This is a genomic window from Pseudomonas sp. Root562 (assembly GCF_001427125.1).
GTDB lineage: Bacteria > Pseudomonadota > Gammaproteobacteria > Pseudomonadales > Pseudomonadaceae > Aquipseudomonas.
Map to the genome: position 1 here is coordinate 335,690 of NZ_LMGK01000020.1, position 13,543 is coordinate 349,232.

Below are 13,543 nucleotides of genomic sequence, written 5' to 3' on the forward strand. Positions count from 1 at the left end.
TATTCGGTCGTTCAGTTGAACCCAGCGTAACCAAAGGCCGAGCCGGGGAAAATTGAACAATGAGCAAGTCATCGTTCGCCAACGGAGAACGCAGCCTTGATGAGTCTGAAATTGTCAGGTCTTGCTCACTTCCCTACTCTCAGGGGCGACGACAATTTCCATGGAGACCATTTATGCTCGCCCCTACCGCAAAAGTCCTTGAAGAGCTTGCCCCGACTGGCGTGCTCAAAGCTGCCATCAACTTCGGCAATCCGGTGCTTGCACAGCGCAATGCCGAAACGGGCCAACCTCAAGGTGTATCTGTCAGCCTGGCGGTGGAACTGGGCAAGCACCTGGGCGTTCCTGTCGAGTTCATCACCTACGATGCTGCGGGAAAAGTGTTCGAGGCTTTGGCACAAAATCAATGGAACATTGCATTCCTGGCCATCGAACCTGTGCGTGAAGCTCAAGTCGCCTTCAGTGAACCTTACGTGATTATCGAAGGTACCTATCTGGTCAAGGACAGCTCCCCATTCCGCAAGATGGAAGATCTGGATCAACCCAACGTGCGGATCGCCGTGGGCAAGGGTGCAGCTTATGACCTGTACCTGAGCCGGACTCAACAGCACGCAACCCTGGTTCGCGCGCCAACCTCTGCCGGAGCGGTGGACTTGTTTCTCGATGAGAACCTGGATGCGGCGGCGGGCGTGCGTCAACCGCTGCTCAAGGTCGCCGAGGCCAACAAGGAATTGCGCGTCCTGGACGGTTACTTCACGTCAATTCGCCAGGCAATGGGCGTTCCCGTGCGATGCGCCGCGGGTGCGGCGTATGTCAGAGCATTCCTGGAAGAACAGAAAGCCAACGGTTTCGTTACCAAGGCACTTGCCGCAAGCGGCCAAAGTGACGTCACGGTTGCCCCGCTTCAAGTCAATTGAGGCCGTTGCGATAAGGGGTTGAAACGCACTTGCCTGCTCAGCGGCGAAGGCGTTTCAACCAGATTTTATGCACCGGCTCAGCGCAGAGCATCACCACTATCAAGCGCATGATCTGCATTGCCGTAACGATGCCGACTCCCAGGTTCAAGGCTTCGGCCGTCAGGTACATTTCCGTACTGCTGCCCGGCATCATGCCCAGTGCCAGCGTCATCAAAGGAAAACCCAGCAGATAACCGATTCCAAGTGCCAGCAACAAGGTGCATACAATCATGCTTAAGGTGAACACCGAAACCTTGATCAGGAATGTCGGTGAAGCCTTGAAGAACTGGCGATCAAAGTAGCCTCCGAGCGCGCAACCGATCATGAGTTGACCGTAATGGCTCAACTCAACGGGCAATGCCGTCTGCAGATTGAAGCTGGCAGTGAATAGCGCGCACAGCGCCATCGGGCCGAACATCCAAGGGTTCGGCAACTTGTACCGTTTCCAGATAATCGCCGTCAGCGCCCCGCCGAGCAACAATGGCAGCAGCCAATACCAATCACTGGGCAATCGGGCATGAACCACCGATGGAGAGATTTTCGAGCTGAAAAACATCGCGGGCGGAACACAAAGAACAATCAGCACGAGCCGAACACTGTGAGCTGCAGCGATTTGACTGACGTTGGCCTTATGCCTGATCCCCGATTGAATCATCTCTGCAAAGTTCGCAGGCATGAAGGCGAAAAAGGCAGTCGTCAGATCCATGCCTCGACGCCGCATGAACTCGATGCCGAGCAAGGCAAGTAACAAGGTGAGAAATGCCGCGAACAGCATCATCGCGAAATGCCCCAGGATCTGCTCCAGCACCGCGGGTGTGAAATGCAGGCCGATGGATGTCGCAATCATCCATTGCCCGGTCAATCGCCCATTGGGGATCTCCCCTACCCGCCAGCCCAGGCAACGCACCAGAATAACCGCCAACATCGATCCAATGATCCAGGGCAAAGGCCAGTTCAGGTAACTGGCAATCAGTGCGCCGGCCACTCCAACCAGCGGTGTCGCCCACCACAATCCCATTGAGGTGAAAAACGCTCTCATAGGTTGGCGCCACCAAAGACCATACACACTGGACTCCCTGTCTCAATCACCTCACCCGTTGGGGTCAAGCTTCCAGTCGTTGGGTCAACACTGAAAACCACGATGGTGTCGCTGTCCTCGTTGGCCACATACATGCATCCGCCGTCGGGCGACAAGGCGAAAAATCGAGGAGTGAGGCCTTGCGTTGGCGTCGCTGATTCGAATGTCAGCCAGCCCGATTGAGGATCAATGCTGAAGCGCGCAATGCTGTCGCTTCCCCGGTTGGAGGCGTAGAGGAAGCGCCCGGCCTTATCGACTTCGATCTCTGCGGCCGTGCTGTCGCCGGTGAAAGAATCCGGCAGCGCAGAGAGCACCTGCTGCGGCTGCAGCTCACCACTTTCGCTGTTCAAGCGATAGGTTGCGACGGTCGAGTCGAGCTCATTGACCGAGTAGACAACGGGTAGTCCCGGATGAAAAGCCACATGCCGCGGCCCGGCTCCTTTGCGGGTGGCAACAGATGGACAGGCTGTCGGGAGCAGCTTGCCCGACAGTGAGTCGAATCGGTAAGTGAAGATCCGGTCGAGACCTTTATCCGGTACGACGACTAGCTTTCCACTGGGGTCGAATGGATTGAAATGCGGTTTCGGGCCTTTTTGTTCAATTCGATGGGGTCCGATCGGCCCTTGCGTCATCACTTGATCGCAGAGTTCGCCGAGTTCCCCCGAATCGAGAATCGGTAAAACAACAACAGAACCACTGTAATGGTTGCTCACCACCAGGAAGTCGCCGTCCGGTGAAATCGCCAAATGTGCGGGATTGTGGCCATGGGTGCTTTGGCTATTGAGATAGCGCAGCGTGCCATTGGCGCCGATGCTGAATGCGCTGGCCTGATCCGTATCACCATGGACGCAGTACAGGAAATCCTTCTGTTTACTGATCGCAAGAAATGAAGGGTTTACCAATCCATCAACCAACTGCACATGAGACAGGCGCCCAGTCTTTGAGTCGACGCTGTAGACGTTGATCCCGTTGCCACGGGCATTCCTTTCACGAGTGGTACGACAGCCTACGTAAATGAACATGAAGTCATCTCAAAAGGCGAGCAGGTGCATGGATGGCACCTGTCACGCGGTCAAGTGTGCGACGAACGCGCGAGCGGTAGGAGGGAGCGCTTCGAATCGTCGAGCAACAATATTCAACTGACGCTTGGCCCATGGCTCGGCCAACGTGACAGCCTGCAAATGGAAGGAACGCAGATAGGGACGCAGAACATCGCGAGGCAAAATGCAAATGCCCAGATTGGTCGAAACCATCCGGCACATGCATTCAAAGCTGGAAACGCGAACCCGCTGCCTGATTGGCTTACCTAACAATTCGGCTTGTTCACTCAGCAGCAAATGCACCGAGCTCTCCACGTGAGGACCAATGAATTCGAAGATCAACGCTTGCTCGAAACTGGCTTGCGTCTGTGCCGCCAACGGATGCCGTTCTGGAACCGCAATCACCAACTCATCCACGCGATAGGGAACGGATTCCAACCCTTGTGAAGGCGTCTGTTCGGCAATGATGCCGACATCCGCACGACCGTCCGACACCGCTCGTACGATTGCCGCACCGACGCGCTCCTCGATATCGAACTTGATATCGGGGTAGGTTTCCATAAACGTGCCGATATCCAGACTCAGCTGTTGGGCCAACGCCGATGTAATGGCGTGCAATCGAACATGGCCCTTGATTCCAGCACCATACTCACTCAACTCCTGGTCCATCTTCTGAAGAGTTTCGTTCACCTGCAACGCGTAATGGCGCAGCGACTGCCCCGCAGGGGTCAGCTCCATTCCGCGCGGATAGCGAATGAACAAGGGAGAACCCACCTTCTCTTCAAGCTCGCTGATCCGCTTACTGACTGCGGAGGTCGCCAGGTGGCAGAGCTGCGATGCCTTGGTCAGGTTTCGCTGCTCCGCCACAGCCATGAAGATTTCCAGGCTGAGCAGATCATGGCGCATTGGCCAATGCCTTCTCGAAGAAGTCTACCGTGCCGAAATTGCCGGATTTCAGCGCCAGGGCAACCGGGTCGTCGCGCAAGCCGAGTGTCCAAGGCACACCAGGATCGATGGTCGCACCAATTCGCAGAGCCTTGACTTGCAGTGCCTTGACTACCGCACCCGATGTCTCGCCGCCGGCAACCACCAGCTTGCGAACACCCATGCCGTAGAGGCCGACAGCGACAGCGGACAATGCGTCTTCAACGATCTGCCCAGCAGCCTCAACGCCGAGCTTTTGCTGAGCAAGCTTGACCGTCTCTGGATGTGCGCTTGCGTAGATCAGGACGGGACCCTTTTGAATCAGATCCTTTGCCCATTCAAGTGCTTCAGCAACCTGATCATGACCATTGGCAAGACGCAGCGGATCAATGGAAAAGCTCGGGCGGGTTTTCTGCCAGTGCTCGACCTGACCATTCGTCGCTACCGAACAACTGCCGGAAACAACGGCGCCCAAGCCCTCGATGACAGGCAGTACCGATGCCGTTTCGGACTGACCGAGCTTGCCTGCACGACGGAAGTTTTCAGGTAGCCCCAGCGCAACGCCAGAACCGCCGGTAACCAGTTTATGGTCCGCCACGGCAGTGCCTATCGCATACAAATCTTCATCATCGATCGCATCGACAATGGCATAACCTCGACCTTGGGCAGTGAGGCTGTTGAAAGCCGCGGAAATGGCTTGCGCGCCCTTGTTTACGACCGAATGTGCAACAAGACCTACCGGTTTGAGCGTCTGCTGCTGCAACACCCGAACCAGATTGGAATCGGTCATTGGCGTCAATGGATGATTACGCATGCCGGATTCGCTCAACAGCACATCGCCGACGAACAAATGACCGTTAAAAATCGTCCGTTTGTTCTCCGGGAATGCAGGACAAGCCACAGCGAACGAGACGTTCATCGCTTCAGCAAGTGCATCGGCGACAGGGCCGATGTTTCCGCGAGAGGTCGAGTCAAACGTCGAGCAATATTTGAAAAAAAACTGTTGGCAGCCTGCCGCACGCAACCATTCCAGCGCTTCGAGCGATTGGGTAACGGCTTCTTCCGGGCTGACGGTACGGCTTTTCAGGGCAATGACGACAGCATCGATGTCGTCAGGCAGTGGCCCTTGCGGCACACCGATCACTTGTAGCGTGCGCATGCCGCCACGTACCAGCGTACTGGCCAAATCCGTACCGCCGGTGAAGTCATCAGCGATGCAACCGAGTAGTAATTGACTCACTGTGGTCTCCTCGTGCCCTCCTCCTTTGGATATCCAAAAGGAGAACAGGCGTTTTCTTGTTATAGATCCGCAACACTCCAGATAACGGGCGACATGCCTGGCATGCCGCCCGTTTCAATCAGCCCAGAATGGCTTTGGCTACCGCTTCGCCGAACGCTTTGGTACCGCTGGAGCCGCCCAGATCAGGCGTGCGCTGCTTAGGATCCTGCAGCACAACATCCACTGCCTTTTCCATTTCCAGGCCGGCCTTGATCAGCGCTTCCTTGTTGTGGTGCTCGCCCATCCACTGCAGCAGCATGCCAACGGACAGAATCATCGAAACCGGGTTGGCCTTGTCCTGACCGGCGATATCCGGCGCAGAGCCATGCTGGGCCTGGGCGCAGCAATGAGTGTCGCTGGCCATCATGGAACCGGCCAGACCCAGGCTGCCCGACAGTTCACTGGCAAGGTCGCTGATGATGTCGCCGTAGAAGTTGGTCGCGACCAGAACGTCGAAGCGCTCAGGGCTACGTACCAGGTGGGCAGTGGAGGCATCGACCAGCAGATCGTCCAGAGTGACCTCCGGGAAGTCCTTCGCTACATCGCGAACGCATTCCAGGAACAGCCCGTCGGTCATGTGGAAGCTGTTGGCCTTGTGAATGGCGGTGACTTTCTTGCCACGCTTCATAGCCAGCTCGAATGCACGGCGGGCGATACGCTCGCTGCAATGACGAGTGATTTTACGAGTGGATAAAGCCATATCCGGAGTCGGCATCACTTCGCCCCAACCGCGGCTCATGTTGCGATCTGGATAAAAGCCTTCAGTCGCTTCACGCATGATCACCAGGTCCATCGTCTTGCCTTCCTTCATGTTGGAAGTCAGGAATGGACGGGTACGGGCAGGACGTACGTTGGCGTAGAGATCCAGGCCGATACGGAAACCGGCAGAAACGTTGCGACCGCCTTTTTCAGGCACTGGATAGTCGGCGTGCGACTGGGTGCCGAGAATGATGCCGTCGTAGCCTTTGGCTTTTTCCAGCACTTCATCACGCAAGGTGGTGCCGTATTTATCCAGGCTTGTGAAACCGACATCGTCGTAATCGAAGCTCAAGCCCAGATCGAATTTTGTGTTGGCTGCCTTGAGCACCGACATCGAAGATTCAACGATTTCTGGACCAATACCGTCACCAGGAAGAACCAAAATACGCATCGCATACCCCTTACTTATTGTTTGAGCTGAATTTTTTCGAAGCCTGTGCGTGATGAACCGGCCCCATTTCTGTACATCGTAAATACAAAGTACAATATTGGCGAGACGAAGTCCTTAACCTTTTGCTCCCGTTCGTCCTGAGACGATATGGGGGGCAGTAGCGCTATCGCCCTCGACAGATTGCATTTTATTGCATGAATATTCAGTTTGTGCAACCTTTACGCTCAACGGTCACCCAATTCACTTTCCCAGGAGATCCTGCATGACAGTCAAAACCTCCGATCTTTGCGATCAATACCCAGACTCAATTCGCGTACTGGCCCCGATTTTTCAGGACTTTGGCGGCAAAAATGATTTCGAGGGACGCGCCTTCACCCTCAAATGTTTCGAGGACAATTCCCGGATCAAGGAAATAAGCAGTCTGCCGGGGCACGGCCGGGTGTTGGTGGTGGACGGAGGCGGCAGTGACCGCTACGCGCTGTTCGGCGATGTGATCGCTGAAGATCTGGTCAAGAACGGCTGGGCCGGTGTGATGATTTACGGTTACATCCGCGACAAAGCGGCATTACGTGACATGCCGATCGCCATCAAGGCACTGGGCACATCACCGCGAAAGACCGTCAAACGAAACGAAGGGCAGATTGGCATAACGGTGGAATTCGCCGGGCACACCATCGCCGATGGCGACCAGCTGTTCGGCGATGATGATGGCGTGGTGTTGTTAAACGAGCTGAGCGCTAGCTGACGACCGATATCTCAAGGCTGCGCTGGTATTCCAGCTCATCCTTGGCCTCTTTATCAGTTTTTTGCCGCCCGACCACATCAAGGTGGTTGCGTAGAAATTCCGCCGCCTCCTCTCGCTGTCCACTTTCGATGAGATCAAGAAGATGGATGTGTTCTTTACATTGGTTGATCAGGCGAGGCCGATCCACGTTGGCCTTGTAGGCCATGAAACGACGCAGTTGGTTCTGGCGGCGGATTGCCTCAAGAAAAAAAGCGTTGCCCGAGCAGCGCACCACCAGCTCATGAAGCTGCGAACCGATCTGGAACAGCTGCGATCGCGACAAGGTGAAAATGTCGCCATCGAGCAGTTGCTGCTGGATTTCCCGCGCTTTGGCAAACGCAGGCTTATCCACCTCGTAACCAGGCTCCAATACGGCGGCCGGTTCGATTGCCATGCGAAAACGGTAGCTCTGAATATGGGCTTTGGAGTCATGCAGAAAACTGTTGATCTCCCACCCCTGCCCAGGCTTGCGCTCAATCATTGCCTCATTGGCCAGCCGGGTCAGAACCTTCATGAGCTGCCCTCTGGGCACCTCATATTTGCGCATCAATTCGGCTTCAAAAAAAGTCGTGGGAATGTCACCACGCAAGACGTCGTCAACAACGCGCAAGTAGAAGTCTTCAAAGGGATCGACTTCCAGAGGGAGCTTGCGACTGTCGATTCCTCGCGCGTCAGCCGTCAGGAAATAACCCCGGTTCGGCTCCTTGGTCGCCAGACCCAATTCGGCCAACAACGCAAAACCTCGTCGAATCGGAGACCGGGACACTCCCAACTCCTTGGCAAAAGACTCCTCACGCAAAGGATCACCAGCGCGCATCGACCGGGCCCTGGCCATGTCGATGATCTTGGGTGCCAACTGCTCCGCAAGGTCTTTCTTAATCTTGGGCTTCATTTTGGCTGGTTCGCCCACCAAGGGTTGTTGAAGAGTCGATTCTGCTGAATTCATGGAAACCGGTAATCAGAGGAGGATGACGTGCATAGCCCGGTATGGAGTGATTACACCCGAATCCAAGCTTTAAAGAAAAATAACACACCTGATGCACATCAACACGCCAGTGACAATTCAGGGCTTCACCGTACACCCACTTGACCTACAGTAACGCAGGAAACCGTCATGACCGCACCACGCATCTATCTGATCCATGCAACGCCAGTAGCCATAGACCCCATCACTGAGGCGTTCACACGACTTTGGCCTGAGGCCAGGCTGGCCAATTTATTGGAGGATTCACTCTCTAGCGATTTGGCCGAGGCCGGTGAGCTGACCCCGGACTTGAGCCAGCGGTTCTTGAAACTCGCGACCTACGCCGCAGAGTCCGGTGCTGATGCGATCCTGTTTACGTGCTCGGCATTTGGTGAGGCGATCGACTTGTGCAAGCGCTCGCTGAGCATTCCGGTGCTTAAACCGAACGAAGCCATGATCGAGGCGGCCCTTCAACGCACAGCAAGAATCACCATCCTTGCGACATTCCAGCCGGCCATTGCATCGATGACCGAGGAATTTTTAGCCCACGCGGGACAACTGGGCGTCGATATCGAGCTCGACACCCTTGTTTGTCCAGAAGCACTCGCCGAACTGCGCAAGGGAAATGCTGAACGCCATGACGCGCTGATCGTCGATTCAGCTCGCTCCCCAACCAATAGCGAATTGTTGTGCTTTGCCCAGTTCTCCATGACCAGCGCAGCACAACAAGTGAGTCAAGCGAGTGGCCTGCCCGTACTGACAACACCCGACAGCGCCGTGTTGAAGCTGCGTGACCTTCTCAAAGCCTGATACAGATCGAATATTCAAGGAGTCCCCATGACCAGGTTGAACGCACACATCGGCTTCCAGTTTACGGAGTTGCCTTTCCTGGAGCGGTTCTCGGCGGCGGCCAACGCGGGTTTTCGAGCGGTCGAGTTCCCCTCGCCCTACGAATACGAAGCACCGCAAATAGCAGAGCTTCTCTGCGAGCATGAACTGCAGATGGTGCAATTCGCCGCGCCATCGGGGCCAACCAAAGGCACTACCGGCATTTGCAGTTCAAAAGAAGCATTTCGATCTGATCTGATCAAAGCCGTCGACTATGCAAATGCACTCGACTGCCGAATGGTTCACCTGATGTCAGGAGTGTCGCAGGCTGCACTTGGGATCATTGCCGATAGCAGCACTTACCGACGCAATTTGAAGTACGCCGTAGAGTTCTTGTCTGGAGAAGGCATCGAGCCTTTGATTGAAGTCATAAGCTCAGATGAAGTCCCAGGTTACCTGATGAGCCGATACGACTTCGCCGAAGAGATGCTTCAGACACTGCCCAGCCTTGGACTCATCCTGGACACGTACCACACCGAGCTTCTAGGCGAGGATTGCCTGCGCAAGCTCAATCAATGGTGGTCTCGGGTAAGTCACATCCAGGTCGCCGACTTTCCCGGCCGCAACGAGCCAGGCACAGGCAACATCGACTTCCCAAAGCTGCTCTCCATGCTTGAAGACCGGGCCTATCAGGGCTGGGTGGGTTGCGAGTACCGCCCTCGCACCTCGACTCTCGATGGGCTGGAAGAACTCCGGAGGATCATGATGCCGCATCCTCACGAGGATGACCGTTGGTAAGAAATCGTTTCTTTTTGAAGAAATTGTACTGCGTAATCTTGCAAAACAATTTCGAGTGGAGTTTATTAGCCCTCAGTAGCCCTCGAAGGTTGCAGGCAATACTCCCAACAAAAAACACAACAGGAGTTTACGCATGAGCAAAAAGATCGCATTTGTTACTGCAGGCATGGGAAACCTGGGGACTGCAGTTTGCCAACGACTGGCACGTGACGGGTTCACCGTCGTCGCAGGATGCGGCCCTGACTCTCCCCTGAAGGACACCTGGCTCGCCCAACAAAAGGAGCTTGGTTTCAACTTCATCGCTTCTGAAGGTAGCGTTGCTGATTGGGAGTCCTGCCAAAAGGCTTTCGATCAAATCAAGAAAAATGTCGGCCCTGTTGACGTTCTGATCAACAATGCCGGTACCGCTCGCAATGTTGTATTCCATGACATGCAGCCCAATGACTGGGCTACCGTCATCGACACCAATCTCAATTCGCTATTCAACGTAACCAAACAGGTTATCGATGGCATGGCCGAACGAGGCTGGGGACGAGTGATCAACATCTCCTCTGTAAATGCTCAACTGGGCCAGGTAGGTCAGGTCAACTACTCCACTGCCAAATCCGCAATTCGAGGCTTCACTCGCGCACTGGCACGAGAAGTCGGCTCCCGCGGGGTCACCGTCAATACCGTCTCTCCTGGATACATCGCCACTGCCAAGCTCAAGTCCGTCACCACGGCGGACGCGATGGATCGCATCATTCAGGACATTCCGACTCGTCGCCTGGGAACACCCGAGGAGATCGCAGCGGTGTGCGCCTGGCTAGCCTCCGATGAAGCCGGTTACGCAAACGGTGCCGACTTCTCGCTCAATGGCGGCCTTCACATGAGTTGATACTCGTGTGAGACTCAGCGGCGACCCGCTGGATCAAACCAAAAATACAGCGGGAACCTTGATGCGCTTTTTGCGCAGATCCCATAAAAACAATTGTACTTTACGTCAAGGTGATACAAATGCTCTCAATACTCGGCTACGGCATGATCGTGACCTTCATGGCACTGATCATGACCAAGCGGTTGTCACCGTTGGTAGCGATGACAACAGTTCCGATCGTTTTCGCACTCATGGCAGGCTTCGGTCCGGACATGGGCAACATGATGATCGATGGCCTGAAAAAGGTAGCGCCAACCGCCGTCATGGTGATGTTCGCGATCCTCTACTTTGGCGTGATGTTCGATACAGGCCTGTTCGATCCGATCATTCGCAAGTTCATCAAACTGATCAACGGCGACCCGATGAAGGCGGTCGTTTTCGCGACCCTGCTGGCAGGCATGGTGTCGCTGGACGGCGACGGTTCGACAACCTACATGATCACCGTCACGGCGATGCTGCCTCTGTTCAAGCGACTCAGACTCGAACCCTTGTCACTGACCTGTGTAGTCATTCTGGCGGCAAGCGTGACAAACCTGTTGCCATGGGGCGGCCCACTTGCACGTGCCGCAGCTTCCTTGCAGGTCGATACGTCCGAGCTGTTCATCCCGCTTATTCCCGTTATGGTAGTGGGCTTCCTCGGCGTGCTGGCGCTGGCTTACTTCATCGGTATTCGCGAGCGTCAACGTCTCGGAAGACTGCGTCTGTCAGTGGGTGCTGCTGCCACCGTTTTTGACGATGAGACTGACGAAGGTCTGCCATCGATGTCAGACGAAAATGCCGAACTGCGTCGTCCAAAACTGTTTTGGTTGAACGCGGGTCTGACGATTGCTTTGATGGCTGGCCTGGTGGTGGAAATATTGCCACTTTCCATTTTGTTCATGGTCGCGTTCTCCGTCGCATTGGTGATCAACTACCCACACATGAACGATCAGCGTCGTCGCATTTCCGCGCACGCTCCAACAGCCCTGAACCAGATTGCGATCTTCCTGGCAGCCGGCATTCTGGCGGGTATCCTCTCCGGGACGGGCATGGTCAACGCGATGTCCGCCAGCTTCCTGGCAATGCTTCCTGCAACCTGGGGCCCGTACATGGCTCCGATCACCGCGCTGGCGAGTATCCCGGGCACGTTCTTCATGTCCAATGACGCCTTCTACTATGGTGTGCTTCCAGTACTCGCCAAGGCTGCCGAGGTTTATGGCATTACCCACGCTGAAATCGGCCGGGCCTCGCTGGTAGGTCAACCAGTTCACCTTCTGAGTCCTCTTGTGGCCTCGACCTACTTACTTTGCGGTCTGGCTGGTGTGGAGTTCAGCGACCACCAGAAATACACCATGAAATGGGCGTTTGCGCTCAGTTTCCTGATCCTGCTCGCTTGCTTGCTACTGGGCTTGTTCCCTCTGGCAGCGGGTGTCTAAGGGGAGGTGAGGAACAACTAGCATCACCGCTGCAAACCAATAAAAAATCCCGGAAACAGAAATGTTTTCGGGATTTTTTTCGTTCGATCAAGATCGCAAAATACATTGGGTTTGTTAGCCCAGCGCGGTGCTTTTACATTGCCCCCAAGCATCACCTCAGCCATGGCAGTCACGTGCGCAAGCCAACTCTCTCGCCCAAGGACAAGCGCTGTCCAAGGCCTGCCCTGAAGCGAAGGGAGTTCATCGAAATAGTCTGGTTGAACGCACTAGTGCTGGATATGCCCTGCTCAAGTCAGCATGTAAGCGCGCTGACTGCGCTTTGCACCCGTGTCCATTGCACCTTCCTGATAAGAAGTCAGAAGGTGTAAACCTTATTCAGGACGAGCCATAAAAAATAAAAAAGCCCTGAATATCAGGGCTTGATGAATATTTTTTAGATTCTCCTAGGTGGTAAACCCTAGAACGCCAGTTTGTAACCGATCAACACCAACATCGTCGCCAGGCAAGGACGCAACAGCTCATCGGAGATGCGCCCGGTGAGGTGGCTGCCCAGGTAAATCCCCGGCAGCGAACCGACCAGCAGAAATCCCAGCACCTGCCAATCCATGTTGCCCATGCTCGCATGCCCCAGACCGGCCACCAGCGTCAGCGGGACGGCGTGGGCGATTTCCGTGCCGACCAGGCGACGGGTCGGCAGCAGCGGATAAAGGATAAACAACGCCACCGTACCCAACGCACCGGCGCCGATGGAGGTCAGTGCCACCATGGTGCCGAGCACGAGCCCGGTGATAACGGTCAGGACGTTGAGGCGCGGACCGCTTGGGTTGTAGTTGCCACCGGCGCGCTTGTGGGCGAAGTCCAGCAGGCGTTTCTTGAACAGAATCGCCAGCGCCGTGGCAAACAACACAAAGCCCAGGGCTTGCTTGATGATCGCGTTCATCGCGTCAGGGCTGGAATGCAATGTGCTGAGGAACCACAACGTCAGCATGACTGCCGGCACGCTGCCGAGGGTCAGCCAACCGGTGATGTGCCAGTCGATGTTGTTGTTCTTTTTGTGAACAAGTACGCCACTGGATTTGGTAATGGCCGCGTACAGCAGGTCGGTGCCGACGGCGGTTGCCGGGTTGATTCCGAACCATAGCAGGATCGGGGTCATCAACGACCCGCCACCTACGCCTGTCATGCCGACGATGAAGCCGACAACCAGTCCGGCCACGACCAACCCGATGTTCACTAAATCCATTGATACGTCCACATAGACCGCAGGGAAAATCTGGCCCGCAGCATAGCGATATTTCTTATAACCAGTTATATCGATGCGATCTATCTTTATGCCTAATACAGTTCCCTGCTCGCGAGGGAGGCAACGATGTCGAGCCCTTTCAGATCAATCGCTGTGTCTTGACGTTTTCGC

General features: G+C 55.3%; 14 protein-coding genes. 6 read left to right on the plus strand and 8 right to left on the minus strand.

What is annotated here, in order from left to right; translation table 11 throughout:
- Positions 1-173 precede the first annotated feature (173 nt).
- Positions 174-914 carry an ABC transporter substrate-binding protein gene (locus tag ASD60_RS15235; RefSeq protein ID WP_056854782.1) on the plus strand — a complete coding sequence of 247 codons (741 nt, stop codon included), beginning with the start codon at positions 174-176 and terminating at the stop codon, positions 912-914.
- A 37-nt stretch (positions 915-951) separates the two neighbouring features.
- Here the strand turns inward: ASD60_RS15235 and ASD60_RS15240 are convergent, their stop codons facing one another.
- From ASD60_RS15240 to ASD60_RS15260, 5 genes are all read right to left on the minus strand, one after another.
- Positions 952-1,992 (minus strand): AbrB family transcriptional regulator, encoded by a 1,041-nt coding sequence (locus ASD60_RS15240; RefSeq protein ID WP_007946576.1) that lies wholly within the window; start codon positions 1,990-1,992, stop codon positions 952-954.
- Positions 1,989-3,053: a lactonase family protein gene (locus ASD60_RS15245; protein ID WP_056854783.1), complete on the minus strand. Its 1,065-nt coding sequence runs from the start codon at positions 3,051-3,053 to the stop codon at positions 1,989-1,991. The genes ASD60_RS15240 and ASD60_RS15245 overlap by 4 nt, the downstream gene beginning before the upstream one ends.
- Positions 3,054-3,095: 42 nt before the next feature.
- The gene (locus tag ASD60_RS15250; protein WP_056854784.1) at positions 3,096-3,977 is read right to left on the minus strand and encodes a LysR family transcriptional regulator; all 882 of its coding nucleotides are present in this window, start codon (positions 3,975-3,977) and stop codon (positions 3,096-3,098) included.
- On the minus strand, positions 3,967-5,235 hold the full coding sequence (gene otnK, locus ASD60_RS15255; RefSeq protein ID WP_056854785.1) for a 3-oxo-tetronate kinase: 1,269 nt from the start codon (positions 5,233-5,235) through the stop codon (positions 3,967-3,969). Before otnK ends, ASD60_RS15250 begins: the two co-directional genes overlap by 11 nt.
- Positions 5,236-5,353: 118 nt before the next feature.
- Positions 5,354-6,424, minus strand: a complete 1,071-nt coding sequence (locus ASD60_RS15260; RefSeq protein WP_056854786.1) for an isocitrate/isopropylmalate dehydrogenase family protein — start codon at positions 6,422-6,424, stop codon at positions 5,354-5,356.
- Between the two features lie 262 nt (positions 6,425-6,686).
- On the opposite strand from ASD60_RS15260, the gene rraA reads away from it, so the two are divergent.
- Positions 6,687-7,169, plus strand: a complete 483-nt coding sequence (gene rraA / locus ASD60_RS15265; protein ID WP_007948268.1) for a ribonuclease E activity regulator RraA — start codon at positions 6,687-6,689, stop codon at positions 7,167-7,169.
- Here rraA and ASD60_RS15270 read toward each other — a convergent pair.
- Positions 7,162-8,100: a GntR family transcriptional regulator gene (locus tag ASD60_RS15270; protein WP_007948269.1), complete on the minus strand. Its 939-nt coding sequence runs from the start codon at positions 8,098-8,100 to the stop codon at positions 7,162-7,164. The two genes, rraA and ASD60_RS15270, sit on opposite strands and share 8 nt — an antisense overlap.
- A 222-nt stretch (positions 8,101-8,322) precedes the next feature.
- Between ASD60_RS15270 and ASD60_RS15275 the strand changes: the two genes are divergently transcribed.
- The 4 genes from ASD60_RS15275 to ASD60_RS15290 all read left to right on the plus strand — a co-directional run bounded on the left by ASD60_RS15275 (position 8,323) and on the right by ASD60_RS15290 (position 12,129).
- Entirely contained in the window at positions 8,323-8,982 is a 660-nt protein-coding gene (locus tag ASD60_RS15275; RefSeq protein WP_056854787.1) for an aspartate/glutamate racemase family protein, read from the plus strand.
- A 27-nt stretch (positions 8,983-9,009) separates the two neighbouring features.
- Positions 9,010-9,798 (plus strand): hydroxypyruvate isomerase family protein, encoded by a 789-nt coding sequence (locus ASD60_RS15280; RefSeq protein WP_056854788.1) that lies wholly within the window; start codon positions 9,010-9,012, stop codon positions 9,796-9,798.
- Between the two features lie 133 nt (positions 9,799-9,931).
- The gene (gene phbB / locus ASD60_RS15285) at positions 9,932-10,675 is read left to right on the plus strand and encodes an acetoacetyl-CoA reductase (RefSeq protein WP_056854789.1); all 744 of its coding nucleotides are present in this window, start codon (positions 9,932-9,934) and stop codon (positions 10,673-10,675) included.
- Between the two features lie 119 nt (positions 10,676-10,794).
- A complete protein-coding gene (locus tag ASD60_RS15290) occupies positions 10,795-12,129 on the plus strand; it encodes a CitMHS family transporter (protein ID WP_056854790.1) in 1,335 nt (444 codons plus the stop codon).
- A gap of 23 nt (positions 12,130-12,152) precedes the next feature.
- Here the strand turns inward: ASD60_RS15290 and ASD60_RS28880 are convergent, their stop codons facing one another.
- Together ASD60_RS28880 and ASD60_RS15295 are read right to left on the minus strand one after the other, a co-directional pair.
- Positions 12,153-12,293 (minus strand): hypothetical protein, encoded by a 141-nt coding sequence (locus ASD60_RS28880; RefSeq protein WP_156386275.1) that lies wholly within the window; start codon positions 12,291-12,293, stop codon positions 12,153-12,155.
- Positions 12,294-12,586: 293 nt separating this feature from the next.
- Positions 12,587-13,372 (minus strand): sulfite exporter TauE/SafE family protein, encoded by a 786-nt coding sequence (locus ASD60_RS15295; RefSeq protein WP_056854791.1) that lies wholly within the window; start codon positions 13,370-13,372, stop codon positions 12,587-12,589.
- Positions 13,373-13,543 lie beyond the last annotated feature (171 nt).